Genomic DNA, 21,671 nt, shown 5'->3' with positions numbered 1-21,671 from the left:
GAACAGGATCCTTAAATTTCAGGCCTAAAAACCAGCGGTAGGCAACATTCATTTCAATTTCTCTTTGTAATTGTCGCTCGGATCGGATGCCATAAATATATCCAATAAACATCATTTTAAATAGAATAGTGGGATCGGAAGGGCGTCCGTTATCATCACTATAATAAGGACGTACCTTTTCAAGAAGGAATGAAAGATCAATATATTTATCGATTAAACGAAGAAGGTGATTGTCAGGAACCAATTCATCAATAGAAACAAATTCATATTCACTTTGGGTAGATACTCTTGGTTTAAACATAGATTTCACCACTTAATTTTTTATTGTTTGGTTGTGTTAAGAGCAGTGCATCATTGATTTTATAGCTCTGTTGATTTGCGCGGAAGGCACGCAGACTCCTGCGGGAGTACGGGGCAGGGGAGACCCCGCAGGCGCTTCAGCGCCGAGGAGGCTCCCCGGCACGCCCGCGGAAAGCGAAGTGCCTGGAGCGCAAATCAACAGACATGTTGCAAAGCTTACATATTAATAATATTATAACGGATTAACGCGGTGAATTGTTAAAGTTATTGTAGAAAATAAGAGGCTGTCGAAAGTTTCTCGACAACCTGAATGCTGGAGACAGCATTCTTTTTCTTCCTAAAACTGCTTAGGAAAAATGTATCTTTGTATTATTTCTATTAGTTTTATATAATAAACACGTAAAACTATTAAACACTGTCTTTTTTAGGAGGACTTTTTATATGCAAATTATCAAAATTTCACCACGCGGTTACTGCTATGGTGTCGTGGATGCCATGGTTATTGCACGAAACGCTGCTTTAGATAAAACATTACCACGCCCAATCTACATTTTAGGGATGATTGTTCATAATAAACATGTTACAGATGCTTTCGAAGAAGAAGGGATTATTACCCTAGACGGAAAAAACCGTAAAGATATTCTCGATAAAGTGGAAACAGGTACTGTTATCTTTACTGCTCATGGAATATCTCCAGAAGTTAGAGAACTCGCAAAACAGAAAGGGCTAGTAACGATAGATGCGACATGTCCTGATGTAACGAGAACCCATGATTTGATTGAAGAAAAAACAAAAGAAGGCTACCAAGTAATTTATATTGGAAAAAAAGGCCATCCAGAACCGGAGGGTGCAGTTGGTGTGGCCCCTGACATGGTCCATCTGGTTGAAACTCCAAGTGATGTAGAAGCATTAACGATTGACTGTGACAAGTTACTTGTCACAAATCAAACAACGATGAGTCAATGGGATGTGGCTGATACGATGAAAAGAGTTCAGGAAAAATATCCAAATGTGGAAGTCTATAATGAAATTTGCCATGCAACGCAAATTCGCCAAGAAGCAGTTGCAGAACAAGCAACAGAAGCTGATGTGACGATTGTAGTTGGTGATCCAAAAAGTAATAATTCCAATCGCCTTGCACAGGTCTCTGAGGAGATTGCTGGAACAAAAGCGTATCGCATTGCTGATATAACTGAGTTAGAAATAGAGTGGATTAAGGATGCCAAAAATGTCGCGGTAACATCCGGAGCCTCTACTCCAACACCGATAACAAAGGAAGTAATCACATTCCTTGAACAATTTAACCCAAATAATGAAGCTACATGGGAACGCCGAAAAAAGGTCCAATTAAGCAGAATATTACCAAAGGTAAAAAAAACTGAAGCACAATAGTAATAAAAAGAACCGAGTCTGATGGAGACCGGTTCTTTGCTTTTATACAAATTGGAATGGATCTGTATTTACTTCAGAAGGAAAAATCTCCACGGTATAACCCGTTTCTTGACACATCTTTTGTAATGTTGCAGTTAGGCCTTTTTTCATCACCTTTTCCACATTATGGCCTGGATCAATCATATTCAAGCCCTGCATTGCTGCATCATGGGCGGTGTGATAATAAATATCCCCAGTAACATACACATCTGCCCCTTGAAACTTGGCATTCATGAAGTATTTATTTCCATCCCCGCCTAAAACAGCTGCCTTTTTAATTTTAGTGCTTAAATCGCCTACCACACGGACAGTTGAAACTTCAAGTGCTATTTTCACTTTTTCTGCAAATTCTCCTAATGTCATTTCACGGACTTTTCCGATTCGGCCAAGACCGAGTACTTCTCCTTTGTTCTCAAGCGGGTAGACATCATAGGCCACCTCTTCATATGGATGCGCTTTGATCATAGCAGTAATCGTTTTCTTTAGAAGTGGTTCAGGAATAATGGTCTCGATTCTTACTTCCTCCACTTCTTCTAACCTGCCTGCCTCACCAACAAATGGATTGGTATTTTCACCAGGTACAAATCTTCCCGTCCCATTTGCGGAAAATGAACAATGGCTGTAGTTTCCAATAAATCCTGCGCCTGCATTTCCAAGGACTTTTCTAATAACTTCTGCATGGCTTACTGGAACAAAAACAACTAATTTCTTTAGCTTTGTATCAAAAGTCGGCACGAGTACCTCTGCATCTTCCAACTCTAAAGCAGTTGCAAGCAGGTCATTTACCCCGCCTTTTGCGACATCAAGGTTCGTATGGGCTGCGTAAACAGCAATATCATGTTTTAATATTTTTTCGATCATTTTCCCTTGAACCGTGTCAGTTAGCAAATTCTTAAGGGGTCGATAAATAATCGGATGGTGGGCAATAATGAGCTGAACATTTTTTTCAATTGCCTCATCAATTACATTTTCCAGTACATCAAGGGCAATCATTATTCGTTCAACTTTTTTATTTAAGCGTCCTATTTGTAAGCCAATCTTATCCCCTTCCATCGCTAACCCTTTCGGGGAAAACTGTTCAAATAGTAGAATAACTTCGTGACCGTTAGGAATTTTCATTCTTTAAAGCCTCCTCTACCAGCTTAATTTTGGCGATCATCTCTTGTTTTTTTTCATTCGTTTCAGAAGATTGGCTGGCACCCTCAAGCGCTTCATAAATACGCTGCCAATTGTTTATTTCTGCTGTCCATTTTTTCTTAAAGGTTTTATCTTGTTTTTGTAGAAGGAATGGACCCACTAAAAGCCCCATATCAAGATTTTTTTTATAAGGCTTATTAGGATCGCCCTTTTCACCTATTAAAATCTCGTATATTTTTCCATCTTCCTCGAGTATTTCTTCGTCAATTAGTTCCCAGTTATTTTCAATAAACCATTTCCTGATCGAAATCGCGCTAATATTTGGTTGTAACACCAAGCGCTTGACGGAAGTCAGCTTACCTTTACCATTTTCTAGAATGTTTGCAATTAAAGCACCTCCCATTCCAGCAATTGTAATACAATCCACTTCACCCGGTTGAACAACTTCCAGACCATCACCTAATCGCACGGAAATAACCCCCGCTAACCCTTCTGCTAATACATTCCTCTCAGCCAACTGGAAGGGGCCCTTAGCAACCTCACCAGCAATGGCAAATGGTAATCCCTCATTTTTTGCTAAGTAGCAAGGTAAATAAGCATGGTCTGAGCCAATATCTGCGAGCCTTGCTCCTTTTGGAACATAGTTAGAAACCGCAGCCAATCTTGCTGACAATTTATCTGTATTCAATCATACCACCACTTTTTATATGTAATTTATATAGTATAAAAAAAGTCCTTTACAGATGCAAAGGACCTTTTCTAGTTATTTAATGTTTGCTAACCAATCTGCCATTGCAGCAGCCTGTTCTGGTTTAACAAGACCTGCTGGCATGCCTGTACCCTTACCTTTTGTAACAAAAGTCATAAGTTCTTCCTTAGAATACTTGCTGCCCACACCTTTTAATGTAGGTCCTACTACCCCTTGATACTGATCACCATGACAGCCAATACAAGATTGCTTGTAAATGTCTTCTGGCTTTGATGCGGCAACCTCTGTTTTCTCATTGCCTTCACCATTTTCCTTAGCAACTTCTTTCATATCACCAAGGCCTTTGAAAGACAAAATTAGAATTAACACAATTCCAAATGCCATGATGAGAACGAAAGGAATAACCGGATTTCGCTTCATGATATAACCTCCCTTATGTACGAACGTCTGTTAAATATTGAATAAAGTCTACAAACAACTACTATTTTACTTGAAAATGAACAGAAGGAAAAGCCCTAAACTTATTTTATCACTATAATCTTAATAAAAAAAAGAAAACAAGCCAAATTAGTGAAAATATCTAGTTTAGCCTGTTTATAAATTTGCTATTTTATTTTATTAATCATAGGCTCCCTGAACAATCCCTACGGCCATTGCAGCAATCCTTATACATGTCCAGCCATCAACCATAATTAAAAACTGTTTAAGGGCTCTCCAAGCTTCCCTAAAAGGTTCTCAACAGGTACTCAGACATCTTCTAACACACGTTCGGTTGTATTTGATAAATTCAAGCCCATCTCCTAAAATAAAGAATAAAAAGCGGGCCATGAATTTTCTTAAGTCTATTTGCAAAATGAGAGACAATTCAGTAAAATGGATTCAAATAGAGAAAGTGCTTACATTTACTTAAGTGTTTCAACTAGTGTATTCAGTAATTGATGCATAAGAAAAAAGCCTACTTCAGTTATGAAGTAGACTATTCATTAGAAATATTTTATTCTAAGAAATCTTTTAAACGTTTGCTGCGACTAGGATGGCGTAATTTCCGTAATGCCTTTGCCTCAATTTGACGGATACGCTCACGGGTTACACCGAAGACCTTTCCTACCTCTTCGAGAGTACGAGTACGTCCATCATCCAGTCCAAAACGCAGGCGAAGGACATTTTCTTCCCTGTCTGTTAAAGTATCTAAGACATCTTCAAGTTGCTCTTTTAATAATTCATAGGCAGCATGCTCTGAAGGTGAGGTTGCATCCTGGTCTTCAATAAAATCACCAAGGTGGGAATCATCTTCTTCACCAATAGGTGTTTCCAGTGATACAGGCTCTTGGGCAATTTTCAAAATTTCCCTAACCTTATCAGGTGTTAGATCCATATCTTCACCAATTTCTTCTGGTGTTGGTTCACGGCCAAGATCCTGAAGTAATTGACGCTGAACACGAATTAATTTATTAATGGTTTCAACCATATGCACAGGTATCCGAATGGTCCTTGCTTGGTCTGCAATCGCGCGTGTAATAGCTTGACGAATCCACCAAGTTGCATAGGTACTAAATTTAAAGCCTTTTCGATAATCAAACTTCTCAACAGCTTTGATTAGACCCATATTACCTTCTTGAATAAGATCAAGAAAGAGCATTCCACGACCGACGTAGCGTTTTGCAATACTTACTACAAGACGGAGGTTTGCTTCAGCTAGACGTCGTTTTGCTTCTTCGTCGCCTGCTTCAATTCGGTTAGCCAGCTTAATTTCCTCTTCAGCAGAAAGCAAATCAACACGGCCGATTTCTTTTAAGTACATACGAACTGGATCATTAATCTTAACCCCTGGAGGGACGCTAAGATCATTTAAATCAAATTCATCATCATCACCCTTAGCTAATTGCTTAGGATTAGGATCTTCCTCGTCACTTTCACCAACTAATTCAATACCTTGATCACCGAGGAACTCGTAAAATTCGTCCATTTGGTGTGAATCTAGTTCAAAATTAGCCAATTTCTCAGCAATATCATCATAGGCAAGGACGCCGGTTTTTTTACCCAGTACCGTTAACTGATCTTTCACTTGTTCAAAAGTGAATTCATTCTCAACTTCTTTTGAACGGGCTGATTTTTCAGCAGCCATATGTCCCCCTCCTTCCAGAATCAAAGACAGTAAAATGGAATCTATAGAGATTTACGCAATTGAATAATTTCCATTGCAATTGCAGCAGCTTTACCAAGATCACTTTGTCGCTCTGCTTCTTTTTGTTCCACTTCTTTTTCTTTTATCTTTAACAATTTTTGATAATTCAACACCTGTTTGATATAATCAGTTAATTCTTGATTGCTTAATTCGTCATTTATGGACATCATTTCAATATTAGCAACCATTCTTCTAAGATTATCATCTTGAATATAGGATAAAAATGCACTTGAATCAGGTTGGAAATGATCCTCATAAAATCCTAACAGATAGGTTATTATTGCCTGATGTTCATCAATATTAAACGTGTTTCCTTGTAATAAATCCTGAACTTTATAAGCAACATCTCGATCTTTTAGCATGTGAGCGATTAATCGCCTTTCTGCTGTGTAATGCGCTGGCTTGAGTTCACTTACTTTCTTAGGAATTAAAATAGGTTTATCAACAGGTTGGTTTTTTCCGGTTGTTTTTCTTTTATCAGCGAAGAAAATTTGCTTTTGCTGCTGTTTCAATGCATCTAATGAGAGTGAAAATTCTGCTGCAAGTTGCCGCAAATAATGATCTCTTTCAACTGCTTTATTCAAATTGCTGATTTCATTAATTATCACTTCGATATATGCAAGCCTATCTCCTTCTAGCTGAAGATTTTTACCTCTGCGAAAGTAAAGAAATTTAAACGCCATCCATGTTAAGCCGGCCGCGATAACCTCATTTCGGAATTTCTCAGGACCGTTCTTTTTAATGTATTCATCGGGGTCCATACCGTCTGGCATCATCGCTACCTTTATTTGAAAGCCAGCATTGTTAAGATGGTTCCCCGCTCGAAAAGCAGCTTCAATTCCTGCCTTATCTGAATCGTAACAGATGGTTACGGATTGGACACTTTGCCTTAAAAGGGCTATATGTTCATCTGTCAAGGATGTCCCCATTGTGGCAATGCCATTTTCCACACCCGAGCGATCTGCGGAAATTACATCGGCAAATCCCTCAAATAAAACAGCATATTGCAATTTTTTTAAACTTGGCTTCGCATTATGATAATTATATAAAATTTTACTTTTATTAAAGATTGGCGTTTCAGGACTATTTAGATATTTGGGCTCTTCGGCCCCGAGTGATCTGCCTGAAAAAGCAATCGTATTACCATTTCGGTCAAAAATCGGAAACATTATTCGATCTCTAAATCGATCGAAATAAGTCCCATCCCTTTCACGTTTGATAATTAATCCGGCTTTCTCCATCCATTCAGGTAGGAAATCTCTTTTAGATAGAAATTTATAAACAAAATCCCATGAATTTAGGGAATACCCAATTTGAAACTTATCAATCGATTCGCGAGTAAATCCCCTGCTCAGCAGATACTCTAAAGCCTGCCCGCCTTCTTTTGTATTTACAAGCAAGTGATGGTAAAATTTCTGTAACAGCTCATGAGCCCCTAAAAAAGCTTGGTGCTCTTGAGAAACCTTTTTCTCGCCTTGTCCCCCAGATAAATTAATTTCAAGGTCGATATTTACCTTCGAAGCTAGTTTAATGGCAGCTTCCTGAAATGAAATCCCTTCAAGTTCCATTAAAAAAGAAAAAACATTACCGCCAGCGCCACAGCCAAAACAATGGAAAATTTGTTTATCAATTGATACTGAAAATGATGGGGTACTTTCTCCATGGAATGGACATAATCCGAAGTAATTTCGCCCCTGTTTTTTCAGTTGAACATAATCGCTGATTACTTCGACAATATCAACAGCCTGACGAATTTGATTAATCTTTTCTTCGGCAATACGCTCTGCCATGAAAACAACTCCATTTGTACTATCAGGTATTCGGCAGGCAATCCTTAAATTCCTGCAAATTTCGACAAAATTTTTGTTAATTTTGTCATAAATTTTGAACCATCTTCAGTTTGGAAAGATTTAGGGCCTCTCCCTTCCCAGCGTCAACATATTTCCTCTTCCTATGTAGATTTTTCTTCATTCATATGGAGACGGAGGAAGCAACAAAAAGATCACGGACGCTAAACTTGGATCCTATTTCGACAATCTCTGCCCAGTGGGCATGAATCTGCATCGACATAAATAGTCGGATTGCCTTCTACATTAGTATTAATTCTACATCTCTCCGCATATTCCTTCTTTAACAAATAACTTTTGTAAAAGGATTTATGTCGAATTCTTTTTAGGGGGTCCCCTTGACATCTAACAATAAATAGTTTATTCGTTCACAAGCAAGTCTAAACCTAAAAAGATATATTTTTATCACAATTTTTTATTATAGTACATTTATTATCATTTTACCATAACTTTTTATCATTATTATTCCACTTTCCATCAGAAGAAAACACATAATCAAATGATTATGTGTTAAGGTCTCCCTTTATGATTATAATTTAGGATAACATTTGCTGTTTCTTCAACCGCTTTATTGGTTACATCAATAACGGGACAATTTATTTTCTCCACTACTTTTTCAAAAAAGATTAACTCCGCTTTAATCCGTTCAATATTGGCATAACTTGCCTTATCATTTAATCCTAAGGAAATTAATCGTTCTCGTCTGATATTATTTAACTTTTCAGGACTTATTTTTAAACCGAAGCATTTCTCGATCGGAACCCTATATAGTTCTTCTGGCGGATCCACTTCAGGTACCAGCGGGACATTAGCAACCTTTAAACGTTTATGGGCTAAGTACTGGGAAAGTGGTGTCTTTGAAGTTCTTGAAACGCCAATTAGAACAATATCTGCTTTTAGGATTCCTCTTGGGTCACGGCCATCATCATATTTTACGGCAAATTCAATCGCTTCTACTTTTTTAAAATAATCCTCATCAAGTTTTCGAACAAGTCCTGGTTCACATAAGGGTGTCTTCCCACTAAAAGCTTGAATCTTGTCCATTATTGGACCAATTAAATCGACTGCCAGAATCCCTTTCTGTTCCGCTCTCTCCTTGATATATGTACGCATTTCAGGTTTGACAAGCGTAAATGCAATCATAGCTTTATCCAGTAAAACAAGTGAAAGAACTTCATCAATATGTTCCTGGTCCTCTACATAGGGAAATCTTTTTAAATTCATTCCTGAGCCATTAAACTGGCTTATTGCTGCTTTGGTAACTAATTCAGCCGTTTCCCCCACTGAATCAGATACAACATAAATAATTGGTACACTCATTCTCCCTACACAACCCCTCTACAAGTTAACTTGTGACTTACTCATCACCCAGTCCAACAAACGCTTTTGTAATGTTTGTTTTCGTTAATCTGCCGATAACCTCATATCCATTTTCTGATTTTCGAACCACTGGCAGGGCATCAATTTGTTTTTCAATTAATTTTTTGGCGATATCGATTAATAAATCGTCCCGTTCACACATAGTTATATTCGGCATTCTAGTCATAATAATATTGACAGGAATGGTGGAAAGCTCTTGTTTACCTATACTTGCTCTGAGCAAATCTTTTCTGGACAATACCCCGACAAGGATGGTATTTTGATCCACTACAAATAATGTTCCCACGTCTTCAAGGAACATGGTACAGATCGCATCATATACAGAAATATTTTCATTCACCACAATAGGGATGGATTGATAATCTTTCACATATATTTTTTGTAAATTTTCAGTTAGCAGCTGTGTCCCAGATTTACCCGTATAAAAATAACCCACACGCGGTCTTGCATCTAAAAAGCCAGCCATTGTTAAAATTGCCAGATCTGGCCTTAATGTTGCTCTAGTCAAACTTAATTGATCGGCAATATGCTCTCCGGTAATCGGCCCATTTTCTTTTACAATTTGTAAAATATGTTCTTGCCGTTTGGTCAGTTCGATTGTACACACCACCTTTGTATGACATCATGAAGGGTTACCCACAACCTTCTAAAAGTCATACTTTATTAGGAATATTATATACTATGGAATGTATTAAGAAAACTCGCCAATTGGCGAGTTTTCCATTAAAACGTCATCTTTTCTTGCAAAAAGCTAACAAGTTCACTTACTGGGATCCGTTTTTGTTCCATTGTATCACGGTCTCGAACAGTAACCATATTGTCTTCTTTAGAGTCAAAATCATAAGTGATACAAAAAGGTGTACCAATTTCATCATGACGGCGATAGCGTTTCCCAATGGAACCTGATTCGTCATAATCCACTGAAAAGTGCTTCGCTAAAGCAGCAAAAACTTCTCGTGCTTCTTCAGACAACTTCTTCGATAATGGAAGGACTGCCGCCTTAAATGGGGCTAGAGCAGGGTGGAAATGCATGACCGTTCTAGATGTACCATCTTCAAGCTGTTCTTCATCATAGGCATCAATCAAGAATGCTAACGTAACCCGATCCGCTCCTAAGGAAGGTTCAATACAGAATGGGACATACTTTTCATTTGTTTCAGGGTCAAGATAATGGAAATCTTCACCGGAATACTCCATATGCTGCTTCAAGTCATAATCTGTTCTTGAAGCGACACCCCAAAGTTCCCCCCAGCCAAACGGGAACTTAAATTCAAAATCAGTAGTCGCATTACTATAATGGGATAGTTCATCTTCAGAGTGATCTCGTAGCCTTAGATTTTCTTTGGTAAGACCTAAGGACATTAACCAGTCTTCAGCAAATTGTTTCCAATAATCAAACCATTTAAGTTCTTCAACAGGCTTACAGAAAAATTCAAGTTCCATTTGTTCAAACTCTCTTGTCCTGAATGTAAAATTCCCCGGAGTAATTTCATTTCGGAAACTCTTTCCTATTTGAGCAATTCCAAACGGCATTTTCTTTCTCATCGTACGCTGAACATTTTTAAAGTTAACAAAAATACCTTGGGCCGTTTCAGGACGAAGGAAAATTTCATTCGTACTTGATTCTGTTACCCCTTGGAAGGTTTTAAACATTAAGTTGAACTGACGGATACCAGTAAAATCATGACTGCCACAGTCCGGGCATGCGATATTGTGTTCTTTAACCAGTTCTTCCATTTTTTCAAATGGTAAGCCGTCGACAATCATTTCAATGCCTTTTTCATCTAGTGCATTTTCAATTAATTTATCCGCGCGATGTCGTGCTTTACAATTTTTACAATCAATCATTGGGTCATTAAAGTTCCCAATATGCCCTGATGCTTCCCAAGTACGAGGATTCATCAGAATACTTGCATCTAAGCCAACATTATAAGGCGACTCTTGAACAAACTTTTTCCACCATGCCTGTTTAATATTGTTTTTAAATTCAACGCCTAGCGGGCCGTAATCCCAAGTATTTGCAAGTCCTCCGTAAATCTCTGAACCTGGAAAAATAAATCCTCTGTGTTTTGCATGTGAGACGATTTGTTCCATTGTTACATTCATTGAAATTGCTCCTTTTAATAAATTTGATACAAACAAAAAAACTCTCGTTCCTATGCTTGTTAAGCATAGGGACGAGAGTTACCCGCGGTTCCACCCTATTTGCTGCAAAAAGCAGCCTCTTTAATCGTGTTAATAAACACAAAGATTGCTCAGGAACGCCTTCCTTAGTGCCCTATACCCTAGCTTCCACCACCCTAGGTTCGCTTTTATAGAGATGACTAAGTACTCTTCTCCGTCAATGCAAATATTTTATTTATGAAAATAATAACGAAAACTCCAAACATTGTCAACAGGGTGCTTATAAGAGATTTCTGAATTTATCCATGGAATTAAGAAACTTCTTTGTTTTGAGATGAAGTCCCGAATACTCTTCATAGTAAGAAGTAATAACATTCTTAAGTTCAGCCTTAGTCTCTTCTTTAACAGAAATATTTCCTAACCTTGAAAGATCAAAATAATAAAATAGCCTTAATAATTTAATCGTACTCGGTGTTAATTTGAAATGGTACGGATCTTTATCTAGACAACGATGACAGATAAGCCCACCTTCACGAATGGAAAAAGAAAAATGTCCGTCTGTACTGCCGCAAACGGAACATTGATTTAAGATTGGGTTTAATCCCAACACATTTAACATTTTCATCTCATAAATATTCATGAGAATATCCGGGTCATAGCCCTCATTCAAATAATTCAATGTTTGATAGAGCAATTCATAATGAAAAGGGTTTGGTTTTTTTTCTTCCGTGCATTTATCGGTTAACTCGACAATATAACTAGCATAGGCAGTTAAAAAAATGTCTTCACCAATCGATCTTAAGGATGTAGCCGTTTCACCCTGCTGCATGCTTCCTAAACCAGATCCTCTAGTAATTAGAAAATAACCATGTGTAAAAAGTTGTGTAATGGAGGAAAGGCGGCTGTTTGGCTTTTTTGCACCACGCGCCATCACACCAATCTTTCCCCATTCCCTTGTATATATTGTCACTATTTTATTTGTTTCACCATAATCTGTTGCTCTAATAACGATGCCTTCACACTTCTGAAGCATTATTGTCACCTTCTAAAGTAGCACGAAGACAAACTTATGAAACGGGAAAATCGATTTGTGCTAGCTCATCATTCAGATTTCCGGGTATTTCTTGGTTTTCCTTCTCAAGTTCTTTAATGAGAAGATATGTGTCAATATTACCTGTTTGGAGGAATACTTTCCACGTAAAATCCATCATCGAAAACCCCACCTTTCATATTTAGACTAGCTTTCATTCGGTCCCAAACCTTACAATTATCATAGCCTGCCAGCGCAAAAATCATAAGACGAAATATTTGTTAATGTTGTCCATGCATAATTTGAAATAATCGGTAATATTTTAGTTAGGGTTATTAGAAAAGCGGAAACGCCTTGGTCGGCCATTATTAATCAATATTCATCCTCATTGAAGCCATAATCTCGCAGCTGGGACATCTTATTGCGCCAATCTTTTTGAACTTTTACCCATAGCTCTAAATATACTTTTGACCCTAGAAGATTTTCAATATCAACTCGTGCACGCTTGCCTATTTCTTTTAACATGCTGCCTTGCTTACCAATAATAATTCCTTTTTGTGAATCACGTTCGACAATGACGGTTGCCATGACATCAATAATTTCTTTACCCTCTCTCCGCTCCATTTTGTCAAGAACCACAGCTAAAGAGTGGGGAATTTCCTCTCGTGTTAAGTGGAGTGCTTTTTCCCTTATTAACTCGGTAATAATAAACCGTTCTGGGTGATCTGTGACCTGGTCTGCTGGATAGTATTGTGGTCCCTCCGGCAAGAAGGACTTAATCTGTCCTAACAATGGCTCCACATTGTTTCCTTCAAGCGCAGATATTGGGACAATTTCTTTAAAAGGGTATTTTTCTTTATATGATTCAATAATCGGCAATAATTTATCAGGATGGACTTGATCAATTTTATTAATTACAAGAAAGATTGGCGTATTAACTGTTTGGAATTTTTCAAGAATAAATTCTTCACCACGTCCAAATCCTTCTTCAGCATTTACCATAAATAAAATCAAATCAACTTCTTTTAGCGTATTTACAGCAACCTTCATCATAAAATCGCCTAATTTGTGCTTGGGTTTATGGATACCTGGTGTATCTATAAAAATCATTTGGGCATCATTTACTGTTAACACACCTTGGATTTTGTTACGAGTTGTTTGTGCTTTATCACTCATTATGGCAATTTTTTGGCCAATCACGCGATTAAGAAACGTGGATTTACCTACATTTGGCCGGCCAATAATCGAAATAAAACCTGACTTATATCCTTTGCTTCCGTTGTCATTATTCAGCATATAGATCCTCCTGTATGAAGGAACTTGCCTTTTTTGTTTTTTTAATTAGTTGATCGATGTTCACTAGTGTTCTTCCCTTCCAGCAGGAATCTGCTGTTTCTTTATTTTACCTCAAAATTGATTGAAAATCATTAGGTTGAAGTAAAAAATTTATAAAAATTAGAATTTTCTCACAAATCAGCAAGTCTTAATAATTTTGCTGATAAGTTATTTTACCTAATCCAGTATCCCATTTCAAATGATGGTAAATAAACTCTATTCAGCTTAATTTTTTAAAGCTTTTGTATGTAGGGTAAAAATATTAATAGACTAATTACAACCGATAGGACGGCATAAACTAACACCGCTCCTGCTGCCATATCCTTCGCTTGTTTTGCTAATGGATGATACTCTTGTGTAACTAGATCGACAACTCGTTCGATTGCGGTATTGACTAATTCCAATGCAAACATTCCCGCAATAGCAAACAGGATGATTATCCATTCAGTCTTTGTAATGGAAATATAATAAGAGACGAGTACAACAAGAATGGAGCAAAAGAAATGGAACCGCATATTTTTCTCTGACTTCAGGGCCACTACAATCCCGGCGATTGCATTTGAAAATGTACCCAACCATGACTGCTGTGGTCGTTTATCGTTTGAGTCCATACTCGTCTAATATTTCCTTTTGCAATGTGAACATTTCTTTTTCCTCTTCATCGGTCATATGATCATAACCAAGGAGATGAAGGAAACCATGTACAGCTAGAAAACCAAGCTCACGTATAAAAGAATGTCCATATTCTTCTGCTTGCTCGATTGCTTTTGGTATAGAGATAATAATATCCCCCAAGACACGAGGCATATCAACCCCTACCAGCTCCACCTCACCTTCCCCAAGCTCTTCCATTGCAAACGAAATAACATCCGTAGGCTTGTCTTTATCGCGGTATTCCCTGTTGATCTCCTGTATTCTATCATTTGAAACAAATGTTACTGAAACTTCGCTATGCTCTTCAACATCTTGTTTTCTAGCCGCAAAGGTAAGGATCCTTTCGATTTCAAGCATTTGTTCTTCTGTCAGTTTTTCCGTTTCGTCGATACAATCAATTAGTAATGTCATGCTTGCTTCACCTTCTTTATCATTTCTGGATATTCAATTCTGGAGTGAAAAATCCCCTTTAAGGTCTCACATAAAGCTTCAGATACGGTTTCTATTTCTCTCATTGTGATATCACATTCATTTAATTGCCCATCTTGAAGACGATCAGCAACGATTTTTTTAACCAGTGATTCTATTAATTCTGGCGTAGGCTGGGATAATGAGCGGACTGCCGCCTCGACACTATCTGCAATACCAACCACCGCAGACTCTTTTGTTTTTGCCTTTGGACCAGGATAGCGATAATCCTCTTCCTTTACTTCAGTTTCACCTTGGGTTGCCTTATGATAAAAGAATTTTAGCAAGGTTGTCCCGTGATGCTGTTCAGCGATATCGATAATTTCTTTTGGCATATGGTACTTCTTTAAAATATTAGAGCCATCTGTTACATGGGCAATAATAATGTTTGCACTTTTATCTGGCGGCAGACGATCATGAGGATTTTCTAGATGCATCTGATTCTCGATATAAAAATTCGGACGTCGTGTTTTTCCAATATCATGGTAATAGCTGCCCACTCTTGCTAATAGTCCATTTGCACCGATTGCTTCACATGCAGATTCCGCTAAATTAGCAACCATCACACTATGGTGATATGTACCTGGTGCTTCCATCAATATTTTTCTTAATAGTGGATGGTTTGGATTGGATAGTTCAATCAGCCTCATCGTCGACAGAATACCAAAACTCGCCTCAAAAAAAGGCAATAATCCAATCGTTAACACAGCAGAACCTATACCTGAAACAAGAGCAGTGGTTATATAATATCCATACTCCATACCAGAAAATTGGCCATTTGGAAGAAACATTAACGCTAAAATAGACAAAATATTTACGATTGCCGCAAACGAGCCAGCCTGCAAGATTTTTGAACGCTGGTTTTGGTTACTGAGAAACAAAATTCCTGCTAAGGCACTGAATAGGATGTAAATCCCCTCTGAAAAATTTAGTGTCCCTGTAATTCCCTCGTTAAATAAAATACTTCCGCATACCGCCATAATAATCGACATAAGAATGGCAAGCTTTTCATCAATCAAGATCTTAATTAACATTCCCCCTAAAGCTGCAGGGAAAAGATAGCCAATTCCAGCAAAATTAAAAATTTGCAGCATGCTGATTATTTTCATAATAAAGATTGAAAGTATGAAAACAATCCCATACAACAACAAGTCTGTCTGTCTTTTTCCTGGAATTGATTTTATTTGGTAAAAATAAAAATAGATTGAAGACAGAATAATGGTTATCAATACCATTAATCCAATAAAAGGCTTAAAGGATCTCTCATTATCAAGAAGGCCGACTAATTTTAACTGTCTATAAATATCCTGGTTGATTAATTCTCCTTCTTCAACAATAATTTGACCCTGAAGAATTTTGGCAGGCTCCACACTTTCTACCGCTTGCTGTCGCAGCTCTTCTGTTGCATTGGGATCATAAAATTCATTTTGAATTACAGCATACCTGCCCAGTTCAATGACACCATTTCTTAAATTATCATTTAATGTTGTATATTTTAATTCTTCCTCCACTCTTTTCTTGGCATTCTCTACTTCATCAGCAGAAATCCGTTGGGCCATAACATTGTTAATCGCAGTAACAGTTAAATCCTTCGCGATCGATAATTCATCATTACTAGCTTGGACTAAGGCCGTAAAAACCTGGTCAGAAAGCCCCTTTGATACATTCGATGTTAATTTTGCCTTTAACCTGATCATTTTTTCAGAATCACTAGGTTCCGTTTTTGCTGGTTTTTCTTCTGGGGCCAGTTCTTCAAACTTCTTAATTTCTGCATTTATTTCATCATTCACTTCTGTAACTGCTTGAAAAATGGAGCTAATTAAATCGACCCGATTTTGCGTATACTCTTTTTTCAAGGCATATACATCCTGTACTTGGTCAAGAGCATCCCTACGCTTATTTTCAGTACTTTTCTTATCCTCCACTGTTCCAGGGGAACGGATAGTTTTTTCTGCTACTGAAAACAGGCTTAAATCCAACTTTTCAGGTTTTACATTACTATACATCGCTGCAAATAATACGGTACCTAACATGATAAAAAAGAGAACTAGAAAAAAAGTGATATCTAGCAGTTTGCGTATCCGTATGAAGTATTGCTGTAGTTTATCCAACTAAATCCCTCCAACCACGGCCCATGAAAATGATTTTATATTAAAAAAATCATTTCTCAAAAATTGTCATATTTTCACTGTTCCTGCTTTATGTAAAATGATAACAGTTTTTCGAAGAAGTTTCACCTTCTTTGGAAGAAGATTAGTTTGAAGTTCACTTTTCCATAGCAAAAAGAGGTAAACCACAAATAGGTTTACCCCTCTTGATTCGCTTTGTTCTCGTATGCCTCAATAATTCTGCCAACAAGCGGATGACGAACCACGTCAGTTGTTTCTAAAAAGACAAAGGAAATGCCCTTTACATTTTTTAAAATTCCTTCGGCTGCAATTAAGCCTGATTTTGCACCTTTTGGCAAATCAATCTGTGTTTGATCACCCGTAATGACCATTTTTGACCCAAAGCCAAGTCTTGTCAAAAACATTTTCATTTGTGCATGGGTTGTGTTTTGGGCCTCATCCAGTATAACAAAAGCATCATCTAATGTTCGACCTCTCATATAGGCGAGCGGAGCAATTTCAATGGTTCCTCGTTCAATTAACCTTTGCGTATGTTCAGCCCCAAGCACATCATGGAGAGCATCATATAGTGGCCGCAGATATGGGTCTACCTTTTCTTTTAAATCACCTGGAAGAAACCCAAGACTCTCGCCTGCCTCAACAGCAGGCCTTGTTAAAAGTATTTTATTCACTTGCCCATTTTTGAGTGCGCCCACGGCCATGACGACAGCAAGATATGTTTTCCCGGTTCCGGCAGGGCCAATCCCAAATACAAGATCTGTTTTTTTAATTGCTGTTACATATTCTCTTTGTCCAAGCGTTTTAATCCGAATGGTTTTACCTTTAACATTTTTGCCAATTTCTTCTTCATATAAATTTACAAAATATTCAAGTGTCCCTGCGTTCGCCATTTGGACCGCGTATAGGACGTCTCTTTGACTAATATTAATTCCCTTTCGAATCACAATCATTAATTTATTTAATATTTGTCCGGCCAGATTTACATTTTCCTCATCACCGGATAAACTGACACCTTCACCCCGAGTAATGATGGTAACATCAAGCTCTTGTTCAATAATTTTTAAATTGGTATCAGAATTCCCTAGCAAACTAATTGCTTCTGCAGGATTTTCAAGTTGTACATTTATGGTAGTTAACTTTTCTGTCATTCACTAGTCTCCTTGGAAATCGGTTGTCCGACTGCAATATTTTCAATTACCTTAAAATGAATATCCAGTATAACTTTACCATTTTTAATTGCTTTGTGTAAAATTTTTTCATCTTTTATCATAGCATCTTCATCTAACCGACCTTTTATTTGTTTTTTTGCCAGCTCAATTGCAATTTGTTGGGCCTCTTTATTTGAGTAGGTACGCTGAACTTCTTCCCGCTCGCGAAGGGTTTTGTTGAGATAAGAAATTGGCAATTCCCACTTTAGGAAATGAATTTTATGAACATTCATTTCGGTTTCATATTTCAAGAATTCAGGCTTACCAAAGCCCCAAACAGGGAGTTCGAAATCCCCCAGTAAAATAAAATGCTTTTCCTTTTCTTTGCCATTATATACTTTAAAGTTGGTTACTAACGGGAGCTCCACATGACTTTTATACCAAGTTTCACCCCAAACCTCTCCTTTGGCCGCAACCAATTCCGGAGTACCTTCTTGCCCAAATTCACCTGAAACGAGTAATTGCCCCGGCACCACATGATCATTAATTTCTACCATTTTTTGACCATTTTCAATATACATATTTACGATTATCGCTTTCTTTTTTGCGATAAGGTTCCTCGGTGATAATTGCTCTGGCTTTTTTGGCTCATTTTTCTCGACAACTTGAAGGTGGAAGGTTGTCCCTTTTAATTCCACTCCAACCCATGTTAGATCCCCAACATTATTTGTCAGTTGCCTTTGAATACCTTCCACATTATCTACAAATAATTGCAACTTTCCAATCTTAACACCCATCTTGTCCAATTCTTTACGAATTTGATATTCTGTCGCTGGTTTTGCCCCTTTTATTTCAATCCCCCAAATAACATTGGATAAAACCATTAAGATAAGCAAGAAAATTCCTGCCCCCGCTAAAAAGCCACTATTTTTAAGCACTCTCTTAATTAAAAAAGGCACTCCGCTCCTTCGCAGGAAGGAAATGGAGCAGTCACTTTTCCTTGCATAGTGTCTGATGTTCTTGGCATCTCTAAGTCTCATCTTAAAGGTAATTGTTTCTGTTCCATGCCGTTTGACATGCCAAATATGAAGACCATTCCTGGTAAGGACATTTAAAAAGCGTTCAATACCCTTTCCTGATACTTTAACAGTAACCCTGCCATATAAAAATTCGACCCACTGGTTATTCATTTTGTTCCTCCCGGATTATCAGTTATATAAATGACCTGTTCAATTTTCCCTTCGAGCAAAATTTCTTCAGGTAAAATCGTTTTAATAACAAAATATTTACCTTTTATTAATAACTGCCCTTGCTTTAATAGAAGACGGAGTTCTTTATCAGTAAACACAAGCAAGCCGCGATGGTTCTCAATATATATATGAATTTGCCCAACCATCGTAATGCGGGGTAAATCCATCATGACATCTTGAGGAAGATCCATTTTTTCAGCCATCCAGTTACGGACCCGTTGGCCCCATTTTTTCGCCATAAAAAAAGAACCCCCTTTCATCTCATATTTATGAAATGAAAGGAGGTTCTAGCACACCTTTTTCTATTTAGCTATGTTGATTTACAACTAACCTTTTCTTGGGAAAAAGGGCTTTTTGGAACGCGGCTCACCAAGAATTTCTGACCAAACCATACCATTAATGAGCGTTTTTTCATCTGGATAAAGAGAAATGATGCTACCTTCCTCTTGCCCGGATTTAACTTCTACTTTCTCGACCTTTGGCTGGGCTACTGACATTCCAATCCGTTTAACCTCAGACTCTTGTTTCAACTGATGGTATTTATTTTCGAGCTTTTCGAGATGATCCAGTGGTTCCGATTGTATATTCTTTGATTTTAAAGTGCTGGTTGTTGGAATTTCATCATAATTGAGTTGCTTTTTAACTAGTGTCCGAATTTCTTCAAAAGTATCCCTTGAAAATGTTCTATTGCGAGATTGACCTGTCTTACCTTTTGCCTTACGGAAAATAACAGAGACAATACCCATGACAATCAAAAATACTAAGGTTTCCAAAAATCACCACCCCTTTATTATCCCAACGCGGGCTTTATTGTCCGTCTTTTTTGTCTCCCGTTATCTTACCAATTGAGCCTCTCATTTCAGTATCTGCTGAAATATTTTTAAAGTTCATATAATCCATTACACCAATATTTCCTGATTTGAGCGCTTGAGCCATTGCAAGAGGAACCTCTGCTTCCGCTTCCACGACCTTTGCCCTCATTTCCTGGACCTTAGCTTTCATTTCTTGTTCTAACGCCACAGCCATTGCCCTGCGCTCTTCAGCTTTCGCCTGGGCAATTTTCTTATCCGCTTCAGCTTGTTCGGTTTGTAGTTCAGCCCCAATGTTTTTACCGATATCCACATCAGCGATATCAATCGATAGGATTTCAAAAGCTGTTCCGGCATCTAGTCCTTTCGAAAGAACCGTTTGCGAGATTAAATCTGGATTCTCGAGCACCTTGCTATGACTATCCGATGAACCGATAGTGGAAACAACCCCTTCACCGACACGAGCAACCACGGTTTCTTCCCCAGCACCACCGACAAGACGCTCAATGTTAGCTCGAACGGTAATTCTCGCTTTAGCCTTTACTTCGATACCATTCATAGCAACCCCGGCAATAAATGGAGTTTCAATTACTTTCGGATTAACACTCATTTGTACCGCCTCTAAAACATCACGCCCTGCTAGGTCAATGGCAGCGCAGCGTTCAAACGATAATTCAATATTTGCCCGATGTGCAGCAATTAGAGCATTGACTACTCTGTCAACATTCCCGCCGGCAAGATAATGGCTTTCCAGTTGATTGGTGGTAACGTTTAAACCAGCTTTATGGGCCTTTATGAGTGGATTAACCACTCTGCTTGGCGTTACCCTTCTTAGCCTCATCCCAACTAGGGTAAATATACTAATACGGACTCCTGCCGCAAGCGCAGAGATCCAGAGCATGACTGGTACAAAGGATAATAAGATCCCAAATAAGATTAAAGCAACAACGACAACTGCAATGATAAAAATCGTTCCACTGCCTACAATCATTTTTTAACCCCCTTCTTTTATTCTAATTCTCTTACAACAATACGCGCTCCTTCAACCTTAATGACTTTAACAATTGCATTCTGATCGATAAAGCCGCCTTCGGTTACTGCATCAATTCTTTCGTTGTTAATAATAACGGTTCCTGCTGGGCGTAAAATGGTTAAGGCAATCCCTTCCATTCCCAACAGATCGGTACGATTAATATTAGAAACATATCCATCTTCTTTTCTGGCTGAATCAAAAAGAACCATTTTATTAAATAAAACAAGCTTTTTATCAAAAATCTTAATCATCATAAAGAAAACTAGGACAGATAAGAAAATCGCAATTAAGATAGATACCCCGATTTGAATGGTGTCCGCTCCTGCTAAAAAAAGACTTAAAATTAAAGCGGCAACACCAAGTGTGCCAGAAATAGCTCCAGGTAAAAAGAACTCCAAGAAAATCAGCAGTAATCCTGCCACAAATAATAGTAAAGTACCATAACCTGCAAGTCCTGCTTGAAAATGCCCATAAAAGAATAAAATGAGCGCAAACACACCAATAAATCCTGCCACACCAAATTTGGATGAAAAAAGCTCTAATACAATTCCGATTCCCGCAATCGATAATAGAACGGTTACAACAATCGGGTCAGTAAGAAATTCAATCATTCGAAGGCCCCCTTTCTTTCTTTAGCTTCGACAATTAATATTACGTTTGAAAGTCAATTAAGTTTCATTAGTAGAGTAAGAAACTGATTTC

At 37.9% G+C, this 21,671-nt stretch carries 22 protein-coding genes and 1 other annotated feature; of the genes, 1 reads left to right on the top strand and 21 read right to left on the bottom strand.

Annotated elements, in window-relative coordinates; translation table 11 throughout:
* Positions 1-301: transposase (locus J7E63_RS19440; RefSeq protein ID WP_215015326.1), on the bottom strand; the 301-nt coding region annotated here is incomplete at its 3' end.
* Positions 302-741: 440 nt separating this feature from the next.
* Here J7E63_RS19440 and J7E63_RS19435 point away from each other — a divergent pair.
* Positions 742-1,692: a 4-hydroxy-3-methylbut-2-enyl diphosphate reductase gene (locus J7E63_RS19435; protein ID WP_215015324.1), complete on the top strand. Its 951-nt coding sequence runs from the start codon at positions 742-744 to the stop codon at positions 1,690-1,692.
* Between the two features lie 42 nt (positions 1,693-1,734).
* On the opposite strand, the gene J7E63_RS19430 is transcribed toward J7E63_RS19435, so the two are convergent.
* The 20 genes from J7E63_RS19430 to J7E63_RS19335 form a co-directional block, all read right to left on the bottom strand.
* The gene (locus tag J7E63_RS19430; protein WP_215015322.1) at positions 1,735-2,850 is read right to left on the bottom strand and encodes a Nif3-like dinuclear metal center hexameric protein; all 1,116 of its coding nucleotides are present in this window, start codon (positions 2,848-2,850) and stop codon (positions 1,735-1,737) included.
* Positions 2,837-3,556: a tRNA (adenine(22)-N(1))-methyltransferase gene (locus J7E63_RS19425; protein WP_215015320.1), complete on the bottom strand. Its 720-nt coding sequence runs from the start codon at positions 3,554-3,556 to the stop codon at positions 2,837-2,839. The genes J7E63_RS19430 and J7E63_RS19425 overlap by 14 nt, the downstream gene beginning before the upstream one ends.
* 75 nt (positions 3,557-3,631) lie before the next feature.
* Positions 3,632-3,997: a cytochrome c550 gene (gene cccA / locus J7E63_RS19420; RefSeq protein WP_215015318.1), complete on the bottom strand. Its 366-nt coding sequence runs from the start codon at positions 3,995-3,997 to the stop codon at positions 3,632-3,634.
* A gap of 574 nt (positions 3,998-4,571) precedes the next feature.
* On the bottom strand, positions 4,572-5,702 hold the full coding sequence (gene rpoD / locus J7E63_RS19415; RefSeq protein WP_214731506.1) for an RNA polymerase sigma factor RpoD: 1,131 nt from the start codon (positions 5,700-5,702) through the stop codon (positions 4,572-4,574).
* 41 nt (positions 5,703-5,743) lie between these two features.
* The gene (gene dnaG, locus J7E63_RS19410) at positions 5,744-7,552 is read right to left on the bottom strand and encodes a DNA primase (protein WP_215015316.1); all 1,809 of its coding nucleotides are present in this window, start codon (positions 7,550-7,552) and stop codon (positions 5,744-5,746) included.
* 567 nt (positions 7,553-8,119) lie between these two features.
* Positions 8,120-8,929: a pyruvate, water dikinase regulatory protein gene (locus J7E63_RS19405; RefSeq protein WP_215015314.1), complete on the bottom strand. Its 810-nt coding sequence runs from the start codon at positions 8,927-8,929 to the stop codon at positions 8,120-8,122.
* Between the two features lie 37 nt (positions 8,930-8,966).
* Positions 8,967-9,596, bottom strand: coding sequence for a transcriptional regulator CcpN (gene ccpN, locus J7E63_RS19400; protein ID WP_179195921.1), 630 nt, complete (start codon positions 9,594-9,596; stop codon positions 8,967-8,969).
* Between the two features lie 116 nt (positions 9,597-9,712).
* A complete protein-coding gene (locus tag J7E63_RS19395) occupies positions 9,713-11,095 on the bottom strand; it encodes a glycine--tRNA ligase (protein WP_215015312.1) in 1,383 nt (460 codons plus the stop codon).
* Positions 11,096-11,159: 64 nt separating this feature from the next.
* Positions 11,160-11,343: a binding site (T-box leader), on the bottom strand.
* 50 nt (positions 11,344-11,393) lie between these two features.
* Entirely contained in the window at positions 11,394-12,146 is a 753-nt protein-coding gene (gene recO / locus J7E63_RS19390; RefSeq protein ID WP_215015310.1) for a DNA repair protein RecO, read from the bottom strand.
* 34 nt (positions 12,147-12,180) lie between these two features.
* On the bottom strand, positions 12,181-12,324 hold the full coding sequence (locus J7E63_RS19385; RefSeq protein WP_066257674.1) for a YqzL family protein: 144 nt from the start codon (positions 12,322-12,324) through the stop codon (positions 12,181-12,183).
* 191 nt (positions 12,325-12,515) lie between these two features.
* Positions 12,516-13,439 (bottom strand): GTPase Era, encoded by a 924-nt coding sequence (gene era / locus J7E63_RS19380; protein WP_214731518.1) that lies wholly within the window; start codon positions 13,437-13,439, stop codon positions 12,516-12,518.
* Between the two features lie 272 nt (positions 13,440-13,711).
* On the bottom strand, positions 13,712-14,089 hold the full coding sequence (locus J7E63_RS19375) for a diacylglycerol kinase family protein (protein ID WP_215015308.1): 378 nt from the start codon (positions 14,087-14,089) through the stop codon (positions 13,712-13,714).
* Complete coding sequence (gene ybeY / locus J7E63_RS19370) at positions 14,073-14,543, bottom strand: rRNA maturation RNase YbeY (RefSeq protein WP_088089019.1); 471 nt, start codon at positions 14,541-14,543, stop codon at positions 14,073-14,075. The genes J7E63_RS19375 and ybeY overlap by 17 nt, the downstream gene beginning before the upstream one ends.
* Positions 14,540-16,711, bottom strand: a complete 2,172-nt coding sequence (locus J7E63_RS19365) for an HD family phosphohydrolase (protein ID WP_215015306.1) — start codon at positions 16,709-16,711, stop codon at positions 14,540-14,542. The genes ybeY and J7E63_RS19365 overlap by 4 nt, the downstream gene beginning before the upstream one ends.
* Positions 16,712-16,905: 194 nt before the next feature.
* Positions 16,906-17,877, bottom strand: coding sequence for a PhoH family protein (locus J7E63_RS19360; RefSeq protein WP_168245114.1), 972 nt, complete (start codon positions 17,875-17,877; stop codon positions 16,906-16,908).
* Positions 17,874-19,067 carry a sporulation protein YqfD gene (yqfD, locus tag J7E63_RS19355; protein ID WP_215015304.1) on the bottom strand — a complete coding sequence of 398 codons (1,194 nt, stop codon included), beginning with the start codon at positions 19,065-19,067 and terminating at the stop codon, positions 17,874-17,876. Before yqfD ends, J7E63_RS19360 begins: the two co-directional genes overlap by 4 nt.
* Complete coding sequence (gene yqfC / locus J7E63_RS19350) at positions 19,064-19,366, bottom strand: sporulation protein YqfC (protein ID WP_168245116.1); 303 nt, start codon at positions 19,364-19,366, stop codon at positions 19,064-19,066. Before yqfC ends, yqfD begins: the two co-directional genes overlap by 4 nt.
* Positions 19,367-19,453: 87 nt before the next feature.
* Complete coding sequence (locus J7E63_RS19345) at positions 19,454-19,900, bottom strand: hypothetical protein (RefSeq protein WP_215015302.1); 447 nt, start codon at positions 19,898-19,900, stop codon at positions 19,454-19,456.
* A gap of 34 nt (positions 19,901-19,934) precedes the next feature.
* Positions 19,935-20,927 carry a flotillin-like protein FloA gene (gene floA, locus J7E63_RS19340; protein ID WP_168245118.1) on the bottom strand — a complete coding sequence of 331 codons (993 nt, stop codon included), beginning with the start codon at positions 20,925-20,927 and terminating at the stop codon, positions 19,935-19,937.
* A 17-nt stretch (positions 20,928-20,944) separates the two neighbouring features.
* Positions 20,945-21,580: an NfeD family protein gene (locus J7E63_RS19335; protein ID WP_215015300.1), complete on the bottom strand. Its 636-nt coding sequence runs from the start codon at positions 21,578-21,580 to the stop codon at positions 20,945-20,947.
* Between the last annotated feature and the right edge of the window lie 91 nt (positions 21,581-21,671).

It is taken from the genome of Bacillus sp. ISL-75 (assembly GCF_018613095.1).
The sequence above is the reverse complement of the archived record's forward strand: the minus strand, read 5'-3'. Positions and strand labels throughout refer to the sequence as shown.